Below are 17963 nucleotides of genomic sequence, written 5' to 3' on the forward strand. Positions count from 1 at the left end.
TCCTCGTCCGGCGCCCCGCCACGATCCGTGGCCGACGCCTGCGTGCTCGGCGCGGGCCTCGGACGTGCGGGACGCGGTCGTCGACGGGCGGGGGCCTGATGTGAGGCCGTACGCTCACGAGGTTCGACGAGGCCCGCCGCGCTTGCGGATCCGGCGGCCCTCGTGTCACCGTCCGACCTTGTGTGATCGTGATCGTCACTGACGGGCTCTCCGGGGCGACGGAAGCCGCATAATGAGACATCGGATGTCTGAGCGACATACCTGATCGACAGGGAGGCCCCCGCCATGGCAGTCACCGATGAGGCGATCGAGAAGATCAAGGGAATGATCGTCTCCGGCGCGCTGCGCCCCGGCGACCGCCTTCCCAAGGAGAGCGAGCTCGCCGCCGATCTGGGCCTGTCCCGCAACTCCCTGCGGGAGGCTGTGCGGGCGCTCTCCCTGATCCGCATCCTGGACGTGCGGCAGGGCGACGGCACGTACGTCACGAGCCTGGACCCCCAACTCCTCCTCGAAGCGCTGAGTTTCGTCGTGGACTTCCACCGCGACGACACGGTCCTGGAGTTCCTCGCGGTACGCCGCATCCTGGAGCCGGCCGCGACGGCGATGGCGGCGCTGCGGATCAGCGAACAGCAAGTGGACGCGCTCAGCGCCCAGTTGAACGCGCTCGGCGGTGCGCCCTCGGTGGAGGAACTCGTCGCCTGCGACCTGGAGTTCCACCGGGGCATCGTCCAGTCCTCCGGCAACTCGGTGCTCTGCTCCCTCCTCGACGGCCTGTCCGGGCCCACGACCCGCGCCCGTATCTGGCGCGGTCTGACCCAGGAGGACGCGGTCAGCCGGACCCTCCACGAGCACCGCGCGATCCTCAGCGCGCTCCGCGACCGCGACGCGGAGGCCGCCCGCTCCTGGGCGACCGTGCACATCGCGAGCGTGGAACAGTGGCTGCGCTCGACGTTGTGACGGGCGTCGTGACGGGCTCTGTGAACTCCCCGGCGTAGTGGCTCCAGGCCGCCTTGAGGACGGGCACCGGTTCACCCGGCTGCCGCCGCTCGATGAGGGAGAGCAGGAGACGTACGAGCAGCAGTGTGTCCTCGCCGCACCGGGGGCACCGAGCACCAGCAGTCGCCGGGTCGGGACACGTTCGGTGAAGACGTCGCACCGGCCTTACGGCGGTGACTAGCCGGTCGCCGACGGTGCCCGGCCCCTCCGCCCCGGCTCGCCGGACACCCGACCTGGGGGCGACTCCGCTCACCCGGCGGAGAGTTCCGTACGAATCACCCGACGAAGCGTTCCGTACGGGCGCCGGGCCTGGCAGGGAATCTGCGCCCGCCCCACACGAGTGGGTGAAATTTCCTGGTCGGTCCCGCTTCTCCTCGCTCACGAACCGTGAGGTCGTCGGCGTCACGTGGACCTCGCAGCCGGTGGCTGTCGCCCGCGACCGCGCCCTCGCCTCCTGTCCCCTCGGGCGGTCCGGGACATCGGACCTCTGGCGGTCGCCCGACATATTGCACCGCTTCGAAACAACGTCCACGCCCGCGATGGAAGTTGACCCGGGACAGCTCCGACGACTGCGGGGTGTTCGGAAGTGACGAACGGGGCAGTGATGCGGTCACTCCCCCATGCAAGGGGGCTGCGGGCGCTCCCCACGCAAGCCGTAAGGTTGGGGCGTACGCGAGGGCACGTCGGAAGGAGGCGCTGGGTGATCGAGCTCGAGGGGGTTCCCGAGCTGGTCGACCCGGTCATGGTGGCCGCGTTCGAGGGCTGGAACGACGCCGGCGACGCCGCCTCCACCGCGGTCGCGCATCTGGACAGGGAGTGGAAGGGCGAGGTGTTCGCGGCGCTCGACGCCGAGGACTACTACGACTTCCAGGTGAACCGCCCGACCGTGTGGCTGGACGGCGGAGTCCGCAAGATCACCTGGCCGACGACAAGGTTGTCGGTGGTCCGGATCGGCGGTGACAAGCCGCGTGACCTGGTGCTGGTGAGGGGCATCGAGCCGTCGATGCGCTGGCGCTCGTTCTGCAACGAACTGCTCGGCTTCGCCCATGAGCTGGGCGTCGAGCTGGTTGTCATCATGGGTGCCCTGCTGGGCGACACCCCGCACACCCGGCCGGTCCCGGTCAGCAGCGTCACGTCCGACCTGGACCTGGCCCGCACGATGGATCTGGAGGAGACCAAGTACGAGGGCCCCACGGGCATCGTCGGCATCCTCCAGGAGGCGTGCACGCACGCGGGCGTACCGGCGGTCTCGCTGTGGGCCGCCGTGCCGCACTACGTCTCGCAGCCGCCGAACCCGAAGGCGACACTGGCCCTCCTCAACCGCCTGGAGGACCTCATCGACATGCGGATCCCGCTGGGCGAACTGCCCGAGGACGCGCGGGCCTGGCAACTGGGCGTGGACCAGCTGGCCGCCGAGGACAGCGAGGTCGCGGAGTACGTACAGACGCTGGAGGAGGCCCGGGACACCGCCGAGCTGCCGGAGGCGTCGGGCGAGGCGATCGCCCGCGAGTTCGAGCGGTATCTGCGCAGACGGGACGGGGGCGGTCCGGGTTCACCACCCGGCGGCCACGCCACGGAGAGCGGCGATCCCGCCACGTACCTCAGGGACGGCCCGGGCGGCCGCGTCCGGCCGCCGAAGCCGCAGCGGCCGGAGGCCACGGACGGCGCCACCGACAACGATGACGCCTCTGACACCTCCGACACCTCCGACACCTCGGACGGTGACGCGTCGGGGGCGTCCGGCACGACGGGGTCCTCCGGCGCGACGGGGAGGTCCGGGACCTCGGAGGCTTCGGGCGCTTCGGATCCTTCGGACGCCGAATCCTCGGGCTCCGAGTCGTCAGGTTCAGGCTCCTCCGGGTCCGGGTCCGGGTCCGGGTCCTCGGACTCCGGTTCTTCGGATTCCTCGGAGGACTGACCGAGCGGGGCTGACCGGCGAGATCAATCGGGCGAAGGGGCGGCGCGCGTCGGGCGTGCCGCCCCACGCCGCGTCCGTCGTCGGGATCCGGAAGCGCGGGTCGGTGATCCGGGTGATAGCCGTGCCTTTGGTGCCGGCGGAGTTCAGCCGGCACACGTCGATCGCGTTCTGCTGCTGCCGCACGACGTAGAGGGTCCGGCCCAGGAGCAACAGCCCGTCGCCGTTGGGGATCCTGGCCCCGCCCGAGGTCGACCGCGGTGGCGGCTCCGGTGCGCCGGTCGACCCGCGTCAGCGTGCCGCCGTCGGCGAAGGCGTTCACCACGAGGTCCAGGCGGACTTCGCCTTCGGCCAGCAGGTCATCGGGGTCTACGACTCCACGAGCAACACGCTCCAGGCCGTGATCGTGAACAAGTAGGCGGTCATCGTGAACAAGTAGGACCGGGCAGCAAGACGCGCGGTCCGCCGCACAGAGGGCGCCGGACGGGCAACGACCCGTCCGGCGCCCGGCGTTGCTAGAGGGCCACGCCCAACAGGGCGTCCACGGCACGGGACACGACGCCGGGGGCGCCCTCGTCCGTGCCGCCCCGCTCGGCCTGGAGCTCGGCCCAGCGGTCGACGGCCGCGAGCGCGGCCGGTGCGTCCAGGTCGTTCGCGAGGGCCTCGCGGATCTCCTCGACGAGCGCCTCGGCGGACGGGCCGTCGGGCCGCGAAACGGCGGCCCGCCAGCGGTCGAGGCGCGCGAGGGCGTCCTGGAGCACCTGGTCGGTCCACTCCCAGTCGGCCCGGTAGTGGTGCGAGAGCAGGGCGAGCCGGATGGCCGCCGGATCTACGCCGTCACGCCGAAGCGTGGACACGAAGACGAGGTTGCCCTTGGACTTGGACATCTTCTCGCCGTCGAGCGCGACCATGCCGGCGTGCACGTACGCCTTGGCCATCGGGAACTCGCCGGTCAGCGCCTGCGCGTGGGAGGCGCCCATCTCGTGGTGCGGGAAGGCGAGGTCGGAGCCACCGCCCTGTACGTCGAAGCCCATTCCCAGGTGGTCGAGGGCGATCGCGACGCACTCGATGTGCCAGCCCGGCCGCCCCTGACCGAGCGAGGCACCGTCCCAGCTCGGCTCGCCCTCGCGGGCGGCCGTCCACAGCATCGGGTCGAGGGGGTTCTTCTTGCCCGGACGGTCCGGGTCGCCGCCGCGCTCGGCGGACAGCAGCCGCATCGCCGCCGCGTCCAGGTTGGACACCTGGCCGAAGTGCGGGTCGGACTCGACGGAGAAGTAGACGTCCCCTTCGAGCTCGTACGCCGCGCCCGCGTCCCGCAGCCGTTCGACCAGCGGGACGATCCCGGGTATGGCCTCGACGGCGCCGATGTAGTGCTTCGGGGGCAGCATCCGCAGGGCGGTCATGTCCTCGCGGAAGAGGGCGGTCTCCTTCTCGGCGAGGAAGACCCAGTCGACGTTGTCCCGCGCGGCGCGCTCCAGCAGCGGATCGTCGACGTCCGTCACGTTCTGGACGTAGTGAACCTGCCGCTTGGTGTCGAGCCACACGCGCTGAACGAGGTCGAACGCGTTGTAGGTCGCCGCGTGACCCAGATGGGTCGCGTCGTACGGAGTGATGCCGCAGACGTAGATACGGGCGACGGGACCGGGGTCGAGGGTCACGGGACCACCGGTCGCGGTGTCGTGGATCCGGAGGTCGCGGCCCTTGCCGGGCAGGGCAGGGACGTCGGAAGCGGGCCAGGCATGCATGCATTGAGCCTAACCGGACGGATGTTCCGTATACGAACCGGACCAGGCCGGATGGCCGGGGAGGCCTTCTTGCGTACGGATCCGGGGTGTGCGGCCTCGACTAGACGGGCGGCCACGGGATCGCGGGCCACTCCCCCGAGGGCTCCGGGTGCCGCCCGGAGGCGAGCAGGCCGGCCACACGCGCGCGCGTGGCGTCCAGTTCGGCCACGGTGATCAGCTCCCCCAGGCGCACGCCCAGCGTCCCGCCCAGGGCGTCCCTGAGCCGCTCCAGGACCTCGATGGCCTCGGGGGTGAGCTTCTCCCCCGCCCAGCCCCACAGCAGCGTCCGCAGCTTGTTCTCGGCGTTGAAGGTGACCCCGTGGTCGATCCCGAACAGCCGGCCCTCGGGCGCGGGCAACAGATGCCCGCCCTTGCGGTCACCGTTGTTGATCACCACGTCGAGGACGGCCAGCCTGCGCAGCCGCTCGTCGTCGGCGTGCACGAGCAGCGCGGTGCGCCCCTCGCCGACCTCCGCGAATCCGACGGCCTTCCAGCCCTCGCCGGGCTCCTCGCCGTCGACCAGTGCCAGCAGCTCCGAGCCCTCGGACACCGGGTCGATCCACAGCTGGCACATGCCCTCGCCGTACGGCCCGTCGCGCAGGATCGTGGTCGGGACGAGCCCCCAGCCGGTCACCTCGGACACCTCGTGGGCCGCGACCTCCCGCTGGGCGAGGTTTCCGTCGGGGAAGTCCCACAGCGGGCGCTCGCCGGCGACCGGCTTGTAGACGCAGGAAGCTTTCTGTCCCTCGTACGTCACATCGCACAGCAGCACCGCGTTGGAGGCCTCACGGATGCGTCCGCGCACGGTCAGCTCACCCTCGGCGAGCAGCTCGGCCGTGGTCACGCTTCGCGGCGGTATCCGTTCTGGCGCGGACATACGTGTCCTTCCGGGTCTAGCGGGAGACTGCACAGCGGGCAGGGCGGCCGGCCGGCGTTGACGACGTCGAGGGCACGCTTGGCGAAGGCACGGGCCTGGGCTCCGGTGAGGCGGACCCGCAGCATCGGCGGACCGTTCTCCTCGTCCTGAAGGAGCCTTTCCTCCGCCTCCGCGAGATCCTCCTCCGAATCGGCGTCCAGCTCCACGAGCGCCTGGGCCTCGACGATCATGCGCTGCTCGTCACCGTCCCAGGCCAGCGCCATGGTGCCGACCCGGAACTCCTCCTCGACGGGAGCTTCGAGCGGGGCGGTGTCGGAGACCTCCGCCGGGGCCATCGCCGGGACGGGGGCGCTGCCCCCGGTACGCCGTACGACCTCGTCGAGAAGCTCTTCCATCCGTTCGGCGAGCGCCGCGACCTGCGTCTTCTCCAGGGCCACACTGGTCACCCGGGGTCCTGAGGAGGCTTGCAGGAAGAAGGTACGGCGCCCTGGCAGCCCGACCGTGCCGGCCACGAAACGGTCCGGTGGGTCGTAGAGGAACACCTGACGGGACACGTCCTGTCTCCATTGGATCGATCGACTGCTTCTGCCGTCGACGGCGACTGCTGCTGACAACTGCTGCGCTGCTTCGACCGCTTCACCCTACTGTGGCGAACGATCACGGTGCGCCCGCACCGCCCCCGACCGTGGCGTCACCGGCCGGGGGTTCCTCGCGCGGCGCGAGCGACGTGAAATCGCCGGTGTCGCCGAGACGAACGAGAAATGGCCGCAGTCGTGTGTAACGGATCGCGGTGATGGAACACGGTTCTACGGAGATCCGTTGGAAGAGGTCGAGATGAAGACCGAGGGCGTCCGCGACAAGAGACTTGATGATGTCGCCGTGCGAGCACATGAGGTATACCGCGTCACCGCCGTGATCGCGCTCCACGCGCGCGTTCCACTCCCGTACCGCCTCGGCGGCCCGGGTCTGCATGGCGCGCATCGACTCGCCGCCCGGGAACGCGGCGGCGGAGGGGTGCGCCTGCACGACCTCCATCAGCGGCTCGCCCGACAGCTCGGCGAGCTTGCGCCCGGACCAGTCGCCGTAGTGGGCCTCCCCGATCCGGTCGTCGGAGTGGGCTCGCAGTTCGGGGCGGGCGTCGAGGAGCGGCCGAATCGTTTCCTGGCAGCGTTGCAGGGGGCTGCTGACGACCTCGGCGATCGGCAGTTCCGCGAGGCGCCCGGGCAGCGCGGCGGCCTGCGCGGCCCCACGCTCGTCGAGGGCCACGCCGGGCGTCCACCCGGCGAGAAGTCCCGCGGTGTTGGCGGTGGAACGTCCGTGCCGGACGAGGATCAAGGTGGGCATGCGGCCCAGCCTAGGCTGCGGCCCGAGTGCGCCGGGTCCCCGGCGACGGGAGAATACGCTCCGTGATCGTCGACTGTGCCATCTACCGCGACGGGCACCGGACGGAGGGCCCGGAGGACCTCTCGGACGCCCTGGCCGCCGCGCGTGCCTCGGGAGACGCGTTCGTCTGGATCGGGCTGTACGAGCCGACCGAGCGGGAGTTCGATCTCGTCACCGAGGAGTTCGGGCTGCATCCGCTGGCGGTCGAGGACGCCCTGAAGGCGCACCAGCGGCCCAAGCTGGAGGTGTACGACGACTCCCTGTTCGTGGTGCTCAAGCCGGTGACGTACGAGCCGGACAGCGACGCCGTCTCCTCCGGGGAGCTCATGATCTTCCTGGGCGACTCCTTCGTGGTGACCGTGCGGCACGGCGAGGGCTCGCCGCTCAAGGCCGTACGGCGCCGGCTGGAGCAGGCCCCGGACATGATGCGGCTCGGCCCGACGGCGGTGCTCTACTCGATCGCCGACGACACCGTCGACCACTATCTGGAGGTGGCGACCGAGTTGCAGACCGACCTGGAGGAGGTCGAGGCGGAGGTGTTCTCGCCGAACGACGGCGGCTCCCGGTACACCGCGTCGCGGATCTACACCTTCAAGCGGCAGGTCCTGGAGTTCCGCAGGGCCACCGGACCGCTGGCCGTGCCGCTGTCCCGCCTCGCGGGCTCGGGCGTCTCCGGCCCGGGTGTGCCGTTCGTCCACGACAAGGCACAGCCCTTCTTCCGTGACGTCGGCGACCACCTGGCCCGGGTGAACGATTCCGTGGAGGGACTGGACCGGCTGGTGTCGGACGTCCTGTCGGCGCATCTCGCGCAGATGAGCGTGCGGCAGAACGACGACATGCGGAAGATCTCCGCGTGGGCGGCCATGGCCGCGGTCCCCACGATGATCGCGGGGATCTACGGCATGAACTTCGACCACATGCCGGAGCTGCACTGGGTGTGGGCCTATCCGGCGGTCATCCTGCTGATGGCGGTGCTGGAGGTGCTGCTGTTCCGGCTGTTCAAGCGGCGCGGCTGGCTGTAGTCGCGCTCGCCGGGCTCCACGCGCGCGTGCCGCGTACGAGGCAGCACGCGCGCGTGGGCCGCGCTCAGGCGAACTCGGGTGCCGCCGAAGCCGGGCCGCCCAGGGCGTCTCGCCGCTCGGGCACGGCGAGCGAGACCATGCGCCGCCAGCCGAAGACCCGCTCGTACAGGTACATGGCGTGGATGCCCGCGGCGAGCGCCGACGCCTTGGGTTTCGGCCAGCCGAGGACGCGCCCCATGTGGCCCATCACGGCGAGGCTGACGTCCCGGTAGACGCGGACCTCGGCGAGCGCGCACTCGCGCAGGGTCCGCTGGATGGCCCGGCCGTGGCCGGCGGCGGCGAAGCGCAGCAGTTCCTCGTGGCAGTACGCGAGGTGGTTGTCCTCGTCGTTGGAGATCATCCGCACGGCCTTGCCGATCTCCGGGTGGTCCCCGAAGTCCTTGCGCAGCATCACCATCTGGTCCGCGGCGCGCTGCTCGGTGACCCTGCTGTGGGAGAGGTAGGTGACGATGTCCTGCACGGTGAGCGGCTCGTCGCGCTTGAGCTTGTCGTGCGCGAGGCCGATGCCGTTCTTCTCCAGGAGCATCGTGTAGTCGGTCTCGGGCGGGATCTCGACGGGTGTGACGCCCCGCTTCCTCATCAGCGCGTTGAAGATCCGCCCGTGCTTGTCCTCGTCGGCGCCGTGCCGGGTGATCTTGGGCGCGAGGGCGCGTTCGCTCTCCGGGACGAGGGCCGCGATCCGCGCGTTCTCCCAGCCTCCCTGGGTCTCCCCGCTGGCGGCGATGGAACAGAAGAGCCGGAACGACTCGTCGTTGTCGACGATCTCCTGGAAAAGACTCTTGGCCGAAAGCATGTGTGCCACCTCCATGCGGGCTCCCACCTCCGTGCGGGAGTCCGCAAAGAAAGAGTCAAATGGGCAGCCAGGGGCGCGGCAACACCTGTGTCGGACAATTCCGCCGAACGGTGGACGCGAGGGGTATTGAGAGGCGCGTAACCGAGCGGGCCGTGGCGCGTTGTTCTCCGTGACGGCCGTGGCGGGGAAGACCCCCCGAGCCCCCACCACGGCCGCAGAACCTCTCCAGGCCCGCCGTCCCGTCGGCTACGCGAGTCCGGCGCGCTCCAGGGCGTCGGTCCCGGCCCGCAGCGCGGCGATCCGCTCGTCCAGCGTGAAGCCCGCGGGGGCCAGCGTCAGCGTGGTGACCCCGGCGGCCGCGTAGGCCTTCATCCGGTCCGCGATGCGGTCCACGGAGCCGAGCAGCGTGGTCTGGTCGATGAGCTGCTGCGGAATCGCGGCGGCAGCGCCCTCCTTGTCGCCGGCCAGGTACTTGTCCTGGATCTCGGCGGCCTCCTTCTCGTAACCCATACGCTGCGCGAGCTGGTTGTAGAAGTTCTGCTTGCGACTGCCCATGCCGCCCACGTAGAGCGCGGTGTACGGACGGAACATGTCGGCCAGGGCCGGTACGTCCTTGTCCTCACCGAGTGCCAGCGGCAGCGTCGGGCAGACGTCGAAGCCGTCCATGGTCAGGCCGGCCTTCTCGCGGCCCGCGCGCAGGTACTTGATCGCGGTGTCCTCCAGGTGGCCGGCGGACGGGAAGATCAGCAGGGCGCCGTCGGCGATCTCGCCGGTCTGCTCCAGGTTCTTCGGGCCGATCGCGGCGATGTAGAGCGGGATGTGCTCGCGCTCCGGGTGCACGGTCAGCTTGAGCGGCTTGCCGGGGCCGCCCGGCAGCGGGAGGGTCCAGTGCGTACCCTCGTACGACAGGCGCTCGCGGGTCATCGCCTTGCGGACGATCTCGACGTACTCGCGGGTGCGGGCCAGCGGCTTGTCGAACTTGACGCCGTACCAGCCCTCGGAGACCTGCGGTCCGGAGACGCCGAGGCCCAGGCGGAACCGGCCGCCGGAGAGCGAGTCGAGGGTGGCGGCGGTCATCGCCGTCATCGCGGGCTGGCGGGCCGGGATCTGGAAGATGGCCGAGCCGACGTCGATGCGCTCGGTCTGGGCGGCGACCCAGGTGAGCACGGTGGCCGCGTCCGATCCGTAGGCCTCGGCGGCCCAGCAGACCGCGTAGCCCAGCCGGTCGGCCTCCTTGGCCACGGCGAGGTTGTCCGCGTCCATTCCGGCACCCCAGTAGCCGAGGTTGATCCCGAGCTGCATGGCCGATTCCCCTTACTGATCAGTAACGTCCCTTGTGCGGCACCCTAGCGCGCCGGTGGGCCCGGGGTCTGTACGGCGGATCGGACCGGAGGAATATCACGGCACCTGGCAGGCCCTCGTGGCAGGGATCGGGTTGGGGATCATGTGATCCTGGTTGTCCACAGGGCCCCACACACCGACTTCTGGCCAGTAATCTCAGCCCACATGGAGCAGAGGCATCTCGGCCGTACCGGCCTTCGCGTGTCCCGCATCGGACTCGGCACCCTCACCTGGGGCAGGGACACCGACGAGCACGACGCCGCGGACCTGTTGAAGGGGTTCTGGGAAGCGGGCGGGACGCTCGTCGACACGGCCGATGTGTACGGGGACGGGGAGGCCGAGTACCTCCTCGGGCAGCTCATGGACGGGCTGGTGCCGCGCCGGGACCTGGTGATCTCGACGAAGGCGGGGAGCGTGCCGGATCCGGACCGGCGCTTCGACGGTTCGCGGGGGCATCTGCTGTCCGCGCTCGACGCCTCGCTGGCGCGGCTCGGCACGGACTACGTGGACCTGTGGCAGATCCACGCCTTCGACCCCGAGGCTCCGCTGGAGGAGACCCTCCAGGCTCTCGACATCGCTGTCAGCAGTGGTCGCGCGCGCTATGCCGGGGTCTCCAACTTCTGCGGCTGGCAGCTCGCCAAGGCGGCCACCTGGCAGCTCGCGGCGCCCGGGACACGCACGCGGCTGGCCAGCACACAGATGGAGTACTCGCTGCTGCAGCGCGGTGTCGAGCGCGAGGTGCTGCCCGCGGCGCTGGACCTGGGCATCGGTCTGCTGCCGTCCTCCCCCTTGGGCCGGGGTGTCCTGACGGGCAAGTACCGGCACGCGACGCCGACGGACTCGCGGGGCGCGTCGGAACAGCTGGCGGCGTTCGTCGCGCCGTACCTGGACGACGCCGCGAGCCGCATCGTGGACGCGGTGGCGACGGCCGCGGACGGCCTCGCGGTGACCCCGCTCCAGGTGGCCCTCGCGTGGATCCGCGACCGGCCCGGCGTGGCCGCCCCGATCATAGGCGCGCGCAACGCGCTGCAGCTCGCGGCCGCGTTGTCAGTGGAGACCCTTAGTCTTCCTGACGAGATCTGCCGAGCGCTCGACGATGTGTCAGCGCCCGTGCACCACTATCCCGATCACGACTGGAGCACCCTGTGACCACGGATCCCGCTGCCGCGGAGGAGACCGAGCCGGTGGTCGGCCCGGAGCCCGGGGGGCCCGGGGCCCGGCCGGGGGCCGACGACGAGGGTTCCGCGGACGGGAGCCGCGCTCCCGCCGACCCCGGCGACGAATCCGCCTCAGGCGCGACGGACGCGGGCAGCGGTGCAGACGTGCCGCCGGAGCCGGCAGATCCCGCCACCGGCGGCGATGCGACGACCGGCGAGGACGCGGGCGACCCGGCCGGCGGGGACGCCGGCGACGGCAAGGAGGCGGACGACGGTTCCGCCGACGGCACCGCCACCGCCGACACCACGGCCCAGTTGTCCGAGGCCGAGGCCGAGTTGGCCGCGCAGCGGGAGTTGCGGGAGCGGATCGAGCGGCGGAAGGCCGAGAAGGAGGGGCCGGTCCAGGCCGGGGCACGCCTGAGCGGCAAGGCCGCCGATCTGCTCGCCGCCGTCCGGGCGGTGGAGAGCGGGGGGAAGCCCCCGGCGAGCGTCTTCACCGAGGCGGAGCCCGCGCCGCGCAGGTCCGCGCCGGAGCCGGTGCGGCAGCCGCAGGCCATGCCCTCCGCCGCACCCGCGCCGGTGGCCTCCGAGGCCGTCGACACCGTTCGGGCCGTGCTCGTCGAGGGCGGCGCCCCGGACGCGTTGGCGGCGCAGGTCGCCGCCGTCCTCGGCGAAGGGGCGGACACGCAACTGCGCGAGGACCCCTGGCAGTTGCTGCGCGTGGCCGGGGTCAGGCCCGAGCAGGCCGACGGGTTCGCCCGGGCACTGCTCGGCGCGGAGTGCGGCCCCGACGACGAGCGGCGGGGCCGGGCGGTCACGGTATGGCTCCTGGAGCAGGCGGCCCTCGCCGGGCACACCGCCCTGGAGGCGCAGGCGCTCCACGCGGCGCTCGCCCAGCGCTCGGTGCCGGATCCCGACGCCGCCGTGCAGAGCGCCCTCGCCGAGGGCGACGCCCTGGTCTTCCAGGACGCGCTGGACGAACCCGGCGCACCCCCGGCTCCCGTGCCCTCGGCGGACGAGGGCGAGGGCGAAGAGGGCGAGGCGGAGCGTCCGGTCCGCGTCCTCATCGGTCTGGAGAGGTACGCGCTCGCCGAGGAGAGCCTCGCCGACGGTCTCGCCCGGGTGGTCAACTCACCGCCGAAGGAGGATGGTTCGGCCGGGGACTGGGAGTCGGCCGCGACCGGCTCCGCCGCCGAGCTGATCCGCGCCGTCGCGGGCCACGGCCTCGTCCTGCACACCGGCGGCGAGGCGTCCCGCGCGGAACCGGCGGCGCTGGCCGCGGCCGCCCGGTCCCTCGGCCTGCGGGTGTGCACGGCCGCCCACACCCCGGACGGCCGCCGCCGCTTCGCCGCGCTGCTCGCCACCGCGGAGGGAGCGCGGGGCGCGACCGCACCGGACGAGCCGCACGACGGCAGGGCCGGGACGCCCGGCGGCGAACCGCACGAGGCCGTGACCACCGTCGCCGGACTGCTCTCAGGGGCCGAGGGCCCGGGACGGGACACGGACGGCCTGCTGCGGACCGACCTCCTGATCGTGCTCGACGCGCCACAGCTCGACGTGGAGAGCGCGGCGATGCTCGCGGAGTCACTGCCCGACGGGGCCCGGCTCGTGCTGAGCGGGGATCCCGGGGTGCTGTGGTCGGCGGGCCCCGGCCGGGTCTTCGCGGATCTGCTCGCCGCGCGCGCGTGCCCGCAGGTCGCCTCGCGGACCCCCGACCCCGGCCCCGTCGGCGAGCTGGTCTCGGGCATCGGCATCGGCGAGCTGAACCAGGTGGCGGCCCCCGGCAAGGAGGTCGTGATCGTCCCGGTGCGCGACGCCGGAGAGGCGGTCCACCGGACCGTGCAGCTGCTCGCGGACTCGGTGCCGCGGGCCATCGGGATCCCGGCCGAGCAGACCCAGGTGATCACCCCGGGCCACGGCGGCGCGGCGGGCACCCGCGCGCTCAACACCGCGCTGAAGGAGCGGCTCAACCCCGGCCCGGGCCGCTTCGGCGGCTTCGACCCGGGTGACCGGATCGCGTACTCCCCCGCGCCGGGCCGCACGGTCCCGGGTCACGTGGTGAAGGCCGACGCCGACGGGCTGCACCTGGAGTGCGCGGGCGCCCCCGTCGTCGTGCCGAAGGAGCGGGTGGAGCAGACCGTGCGGCACGGCTGGGCGCTCACCGCGCACCAGGCGGTCGGCGCCCGCTGGCCCGCCGCGGTCGTGGTCCTGCCCGGGGACGCCGCCCAGGCGCTCACCCGGCCCTGGATCTACACCGCCTTCGGCCGCGCCGAACAGCACCTCTCCGTGGTCCACGGGGTGGATCAGGCACTGCCGCGCGCGGTGGCCGAGGTCACCGCGAAGCCGCGTACGACCCGGCTGCCGGCCCTGCTCAGGGCCCAGGTTCCGGCGACCGGCTGACGAACGACCGCCCCGAAGACCCGAAGGCCCTGATCCGGGCCTTCGGGCCCCTGACACACCGGTGGCGGTCACCGGGCTCCACGCCCGACGACCGCCACCGTACAAACCCGTTCGTACCGGTATGAACCGGCGGGAGCCTCAGCGATCCGCGTCCAGCGGCTCCAGTTCCTCGTCCTCGTCGAGCTCCGGCTCGACGGCGTCCTCGATGTCGTCGTCGAGGTCCCCGGCCTCCTCGTCGAAGACTGCGCTGACGTCGAAGCGGCACAACACCTGATGCGGATCGGCGTGGTCGAACGGCGCCTCCAGCCACTCGCCGGCCTCGGCGGGTTCGTCCGCGGCGGTGACCCACAGCGTGGAGTCGCCCTCCTCCAGACCGAACTCCTTGTGCCGGGAGGCGATCTCGTCGGGCTCGAACTCGCCGAAGAGGACGCCCAGAGCACCGTGCACGGTCCCCGAAGCGGCGTCGAAGCCCGCCGCCGCGGCCCCGGACTCCTCGACGGCCTCCACCCGCTGCGCCTGCGCCAGCAGCCGCTGCGGCTCCACCACCGTGTAGTCCCGGCGGATCAGCACGCTCAGCGCGTTGGGCTCCTCCGGCCCGGTGTACGGCAGCGCGTCCTCCGTGCCGGGGATCTCGAAGGGAGTGACCTCGTCATAGCGGTCGTAGAGGAGCTCGTCGTACTCCTCGGCGGCCGCGGCCAGCTCGTTGAACGCCTCGTAGACGGCCGGGTCGTCCTCACCCGTCCTGCGCTCGACCGCCGCCAGGTGACGGTCGAGCGCGGCCTTGACCGCCTCGGCGGCGGCGCGTACCTCGGCAGCGGTGGGCTGCGCAGCATCAGACATAGTGCAGACGCTATCCGTACACGGCCTCCGCACGCACAATAGATGCGATGCCGGAATACGAATTTGTCGACGTGTACGTGCCGCGCGGGGTCTCCCGCAAGGAAACGACACGACTGCTGACGGACCATGCCGAGTACGGACACTGGGAGTTGGACCGCCTCAGCCTCCACCCGGACGGCAGCCGCAGAGTGCGGTTGCGCCGGCGGATCATTCGCCAGGTGCGTGCCACGTGGTGACGAGGGACGGCTGAAACGGAGCGGGCCCCGCACGTGCGGGCCCCGCACGTGCGGGGCCCGCTCCGTCGACCCCGCGGGGGCGTGTCCGCCTGCCCCTGGGGGCTTTGTGGTGCCATGACACTGTTTTTCTGACGCCATGGCACTGTTTGTCCGGTGCCATGACACCGCTTGTCGCGTCATGGCGTCGTTTCACGCGGAGGCGCGTGCCTTGCGGTAGAGCACGGCGCCCGTGAGCAGCGCGCCCGCGCCGAGCGGCAGCGCGAGGCCGAGCGGCAGCTCGCTGCCGGTCTGCGCCAACTGCTCGGAACCCTTGGGCTGCGAGACGGCCTGGGCGCCCGGGTGGTTCGGGTTCGAGGCGCCGAGATCCACGCCACCGGAGCGGCCCGGTCCACCGTGGCCGCCGGGTCCACCGGGCTGACCCGGGTCACCAGGGTTGCCCGGGTCCCCTGGCTGTCCCGGATTGCCGGGCTCCCCCGGCTTGCCCGGCTGGCCCGGGTCCCCGGGGTCACCCGGCTGACCAGGCTTGCCCGGAGGGTTGGGCTCGCCGTGCCCGGGAGGCGTCGATCCGTGCCCGCCGCCGGTGTTCGAGCAGTCGTTGCCCGTGGCCGCGTTGCCGACACCGCCGACCGAGACGCTGTTGCCGCAGACGTTGACCGGCACGTCCACCGGAACCTGGACGTGGTTGCCCGAGCCCACGCCGGGCGAGTTGTTCGTGTGCCCCCCGGCGTGTGATCCGCCCCCCGCGTGCGATCCGCCGCCGGAGTGGTGGCGACCGGAGCCGCCGCCCTTGTTGGCGCACTTGTTGCCCACCGCCGGGTTGAGCACCCCGACCACGTTCACGGTGTTGCCGCAGACGTTGACCGGCGCGTGCACCGGCGCCTGCACCGAGTTGCCCGAGAGTACGCCCGCGGAGTCCGAGGCGCTGCCGTGCGCCCCCGAGTCCGCCTGCGCGTAACCGCCGGTGGCGGCGAGGACGCCGGTCGCGGCCGCCACCGTCATCAGGCCTTTGCGGGTGACCTGTCGCATAGCTTTTCCCTGCCTTGTGATCCTTGTGAGCCGTGCGGCTTCAGGAACGCGCACGCGCCGGGATGCGCGGGCGCGGAATTCGGAATGCTGAACACGGAATGTCGGCGGCCCCGGAGCGCATGGCGTGCGCTCCGGGGCCGCGGACTCAGACCCTCATGGGTTTTCAGGCCTTCATGGGGTGCAGGCCCTCATGAGGTGGGCACAACGTCAGACGTTGGTGCAGGTGTTGCCGAAGGCAGGGTTCAGCAGCCCGATCACGGAGACCGTGTTGCCGCAGACGTTCACCGGCACGTGGATGGGCGCCTGGATGACGTTGCCCGAGAGCACACCGGGAGAGTGCACGGCAGCACCCTGAGCACCGGCGTCCGCAGCCGCCATACCCGCACCAGCGAGAACCAGGCCACCCGTGGCAGCCGCAGCGGCGACGATCTTCTTGATCATTATTCCTCCTTGTAGGCAAATGTGATCCCAGCCGCGGATCACATCACCAGTAACGAGGAAGGAGTAATAGGGCTACGAGCCTATGAGCGCATTCACCCTTCTCAGTCGACTCCGTACGCGCTGGCGATTATTGGAGTGTCGTTTCAGCGGGTTAATTCAGGACGCTTCGCGAAAGCGGTGGTTCAGGACGCCTCGATGAAGCGGTCGAGCACCCGCACCCCGAACTTGAGGGCGTCGACCGGGACCCGCTCGTCGACACCGTGGAACATGCCGGCGAAGTCCAGCTCCGGCGGCAGCTTCAGCGGGGCGAAGCCGAAGCAGCGGATGCCGAGGTCGTCGAAGGACTTGGCGTCGGTGCCCGCGGAGAGCATGTACGGGACGGCCCGGGCGATCGGGTCCTCGGCTGACAGCGCGGTCTGCATGGCGTCCACGAGCGCCCCGTCGAAGGTGGTCTCCAGCGCCTTGTCGGCGTGCACGTCCTCGCGCTTCACGTTCGGTCCGAGGATCCGGTCCAGGTCGGCGAGGAACTCCTCCTCGTAGCCCGGCAGATAGCGGGCGTCGACGTGCGCGGTCGCCTGGCCCGGGATCACGTTCACCTTGTAACCGGCGCCCAGCTGGGTCGGGTTGGCGGTGTTCTGGAGCGAGGCGCCGATGAGCTTGGCGATGCCGCCGAGCTTGGCGAGCGTCGCGTCCATGTTCTCCGGGTCGAGCTCGGTGCCCAGCGCGTCGCCGAGTTCGTCGAGGAAGTGGCGCAGTGTCTTCGTCACCCGCACCGGGAACTTGTGCCGGCCGAGCCGTCCGACGGCCTCCGACAGCTCGGTGATCGCGTTGTCCTTGTGGATCATCGAACCGTGTCCGGCGGTGCCGTCCACGGTCAGCTTCATCCAGTGCATGCCCTTCTGGGCGGTCTCGACGAGATACAGCCGCAGCTTCTCGTTGACCGTGAAGGAGAACCCACCCACCTCGCCGATCGCCTCGGTCACACCCTCGAAGAGGTCGGGGTGCTTGGTGACGAGGTGCTTGGCGCCGAACTTGCCGCCCGCCTCCTCGTCCGCCAGGAAGGCCAGCACGAGATCCCGGGGCGGCTTGCGGCCGCTGCGCACCCGGTCGCGTACGACCGCGAGGGTCATCGCGTCCATGTCCTTCATGTCGACCGCGCCGCGGCCCCAGACACAGCCGTCGGCGATCTCGCCGGAGAACGGGTGGTGCGTCCAGTCCACCGCGTTGGCCGGTACGACGTCGGTGTGGCCGTGGATGAGCAGGCCGGGCCGCGAACGGTCCTCGCCCTCGATCCTGACCACCGTGGAGGCGCGGCCCTGGTGCGACTCGAAGATCTGCGGTTCGAGTCCCACCTCGGCGAGCTTCTCCGCGACGTACTCGGCGGCCTTGCGCTCACCCGGGCCCGAGTGGTCGCCGTAGTTGCTGGTGTCGATCTGGATCAGCTCGCGGCAGAGGTCGACGACCTCGTCCTCACCCGTGACGTTCCTGGTCGTGTCCGGCTCACTCACGCTGCTTCCTCCCACGCTGCCTGCCGGCGGTGTTCCCGTCGGCGGTCTCTCCATCCTCCCTCTCCGACCCTGCCCACCCCAAGGGCGGACCAGGCCCGTCACACGTCGTTCACGCCCGCCGGCCCGTGATCGGGGGCCCTCGAAAGCCTGGTAATGTTTCCTCCGTCGCCGCGAGGGAAACCCG

General features: G+C 71.4%; 17 protein-coding genes. 7 read left to right on the forward strand and 10 right to left on the reverse strand.

The window, feature by feature from the left end:
- Positions 1 to 285 precede the first annotated feature (285 nt).
- From ACH4YP_RS24950 to ACH4YP_RS24960, 3 genes are all read left to right on the forward strand, one after another.
- The gene (locus tag ACH4YP_RS24950) at positions 286 to 957 is read left to right on the forward strand and encodes a FadR/GntR family transcriptional regulator (protein WP_361069880.1); all 672 of its coding nucleotides are present in this window, start codon (positions 286 to 288) and stop codon (positions 955 to 957) included.
- A 739-nt stretch (positions 958 to 1696) separates the two neighbouring features.
- Positions 1697 to 2914, forward strand: a complete 1218-nt coding sequence (locus ACH4YP_RS24955) for a PAC2 family protein (protein WP_398492549.1) — start codon at positions 1697 to 1699, stop codon at positions 2912 to 2914.
- A gap of 223 nt (positions 2915 to 3137) precedes the next feature.
- Positions 3138 to 3329, forward strand: a complete 192-nt coding sequence (locus ACH4YP_RS24960) for a hypothetical protein (protein WP_361069886.1) — start codon at positions 3138 to 3140, stop codon at positions 3327 to 3329.
- A gap of 97 nt (positions 3330 to 3426) precedes the next feature.
- Here the strand turns inward: ACH4YP_RS24960 and mshC are convergent, their stop codons facing one another.
- The 4 genes from mshC to ACH4YP_RS24980 all read right to left on the reverse strand — a co-directional run bounded on the left by mshC (position 3427) and on the right by ACH4YP_RS24980 (position 6916).
- The gene (gene mshC / locus ACH4YP_RS24965) at positions 3427 to 4656 is read right to left on the reverse strand and encodes a cysteine--1-D-myo-inosityl 2-amino-2-deoxy-alpha-D-glucopyranoside ligase (protein WP_398492551.1); all 1230 of its coding nucleotides are present in this window, start codon (positions 4654 to 4656) and stop codon (positions 3427 to 3429) included.
- Positions 4657 to 4756: 100 nt separating this feature from the next.
- Entirely contained in the window at positions 4757 to 5572 is an 816-nt protein-coding gene (locus ACH4YP_RS24970; protein ID WP_398492553.1) for an SCO1664 family protein, read from the reverse strand.
- Positions 5536 to 6126 (reverse strand): DUF3090 domain-containing protein, encoded by a 591-nt coding sequence (locus tag ACH4YP_RS24975; RefSeq protein ID WP_361071952.1) that lies wholly within the window; start codon positions 6124 to 6126, stop codon positions 5536 to 5538. The genes ACH4YP_RS24970 and ACH4YP_RS24975 overlap by 37 nt, the downstream gene beginning before the upstream one ends.
- Before the next feature lie 103 nt (positions 6127 to 6229).
- Positions 6230 to 6916, reverse strand: coding sequence for a histidine phosphatase family protein (locus ACH4YP_RS24980; RefSeq protein ID WP_189840048.1), 687 nt, complete (start codon positions 6914 to 6916; stop codon positions 6230 to 6232).
- Between the two features lie 62 nt (positions 6917 to 6978).
- Here ACH4YP_RS24980 and corA point away from each other — a divergent pair, with 62 nt between their 5' ends.
- Positions 6979 to 7977 (forward strand): magnesium/cobalt transporter CorA, encoded by a 999-nt coding sequence (gene corA, locus ACH4YP_RS24985; protein ID WP_398492555.1) that lies wholly within the window; start codon positions 6979 to 6981, stop codon positions 7975 to 7977.
- Between the two features lie 64 nt (positions 7978 to 8041).
- On the opposite strand, the gene ACH4YP_RS24990 is transcribed toward corA, so the two are convergent.
- The gene (locus ACH4YP_RS24990) at positions 8042 to 8830 is read right to left on the reverse strand and encodes a ferritin-like domain-containing protein (RefSeq protein ID WP_398492557.1); all 789 of its coding nucleotides are present in this window, start codon (positions 8828 to 8830) and stop codon (positions 8042 to 8044) included.
- A gap of 246 nt (positions 8831 to 9076) precedes the next feature.
- Positions 9077 to 10132, reverse strand: a complete 1056-nt coding sequence (locus tag ACH4YP_RS24995; RefSeq protein ID WP_361071942.1) for an LLM class F420-dependent oxidoreductase — start codon at positions 10130 to 10132, stop codon at positions 9077 to 9079.
- A gap of 204 nt (positions 10133 to 10336) precedes the next feature.
- Between ACH4YP_RS24995 and ACH4YP_RS25000 the strand changes: the two genes are divergently transcribed.
- Together ACH4YP_RS25000 and ACH4YP_RS25005 are read left to right on the forward strand one after the other, a co-directional pair.
- A complete protein-coding gene (locus tag ACH4YP_RS25000; protein WP_361071939.1) occupies positions 10337 to 11320 on the forward strand; it encodes an aldo/keto reductase in 984 nt (327 codons plus the stop codon).
- A complete protein-coding gene (locus ACH4YP_RS25005) occupies positions 11317 to 13728 on the forward strand; it encodes a helix-hairpin-helix domain-containing protein (protein ID WP_398492560.1) in 2412 nt (803 codons plus the stop codon). Before ACH4YP_RS25000 ends, ACH4YP_RS25005 begins: the two co-directional genes overlap by 4 nt.
- A gap of 138 nt (positions 13729 to 13866) precedes the next feature.
- Here the strand turns inward: ACH4YP_RS25005 and ACH4YP_RS25010 are convergent, their stop codons facing one another.
- The gene (locus ACH4YP_RS25010; RefSeq protein WP_361071937.1) at positions 13867 to 14568 is read right to left on the reverse strand and encodes a hypothetical protein; all 702 of its coding nucleotides are present in this window, start codon (positions 14566 to 14568) and stop codon (positions 13867 to 13869) included.
- A 47-nt stretch (positions 14569 to 14615) separates the two neighbouring features.
- Between ACH4YP_RS25010 and ACH4YP_RS25015 the strand changes: the two genes are divergently transcribed.
- The gene (locus ACH4YP_RS25015; RefSeq protein ID WP_033323315.1) at positions 14616 to 14804 is read left to right on the forward strand and encodes a DUF5703 family protein; all 189 of its coding nucleotides are present in this window, start codon (positions 14616 to 14618) and stop codon (positions 14802 to 14804) included.
- Positions 14805 to 14993: 189 nt separating this feature from the next.
- Here ACH4YP_RS25015 and ACH4YP_RS25020 read toward each other — a convergent pair whose 3' ends face one another.
- From ACH4YP_RS25020 to ACH4YP_RS25030, 3 genes are all read right to left on the reverse strand, one after another.
- Complete coding sequence (locus ACH4YP_RS25020) at positions 14994 to 15830, reverse strand: chaplin family protein (protein ID WP_398492561.1); 837 nt, start codon at positions 15828 to 15830, stop codon at positions 14994 to 14996.
- A gap of 207 nt (positions 15831 to 16037) precedes the next feature.
- A complete protein-coding gene (gene chpH / locus ACH4YP_RS25025; RefSeq protein WP_359941490.1) occupies positions 16038 to 16271 on the reverse strand; it encodes a chaplin ChpH in 234 nt (77 codons plus the stop codon).
- Between the two features lie 182 nt (positions 16272 to 16453).
- The gene (locus ACH4YP_RS25030) at positions 16454 to 17779 is read right to left on the reverse strand and encodes a M20/M25/M40 family metallo-hydrolase (protein ID WP_398492563.1); all 1326 of its coding nucleotides are present in this window, start codon (positions 17777 to 17779) and stop codon (positions 16454 to 16456) included.
- Between the last annotated feature and the right edge of the window lie 184 nt (positions 17780 to 17963).

This window comes from Streptomyces sp. NPDC020747, from assembly GCF_044334695.1.
GTDB lineage: Bacteria > Actinomycetota > Actinomycetes > Streptomycetales > Streptomycetaceae > Streptomyces.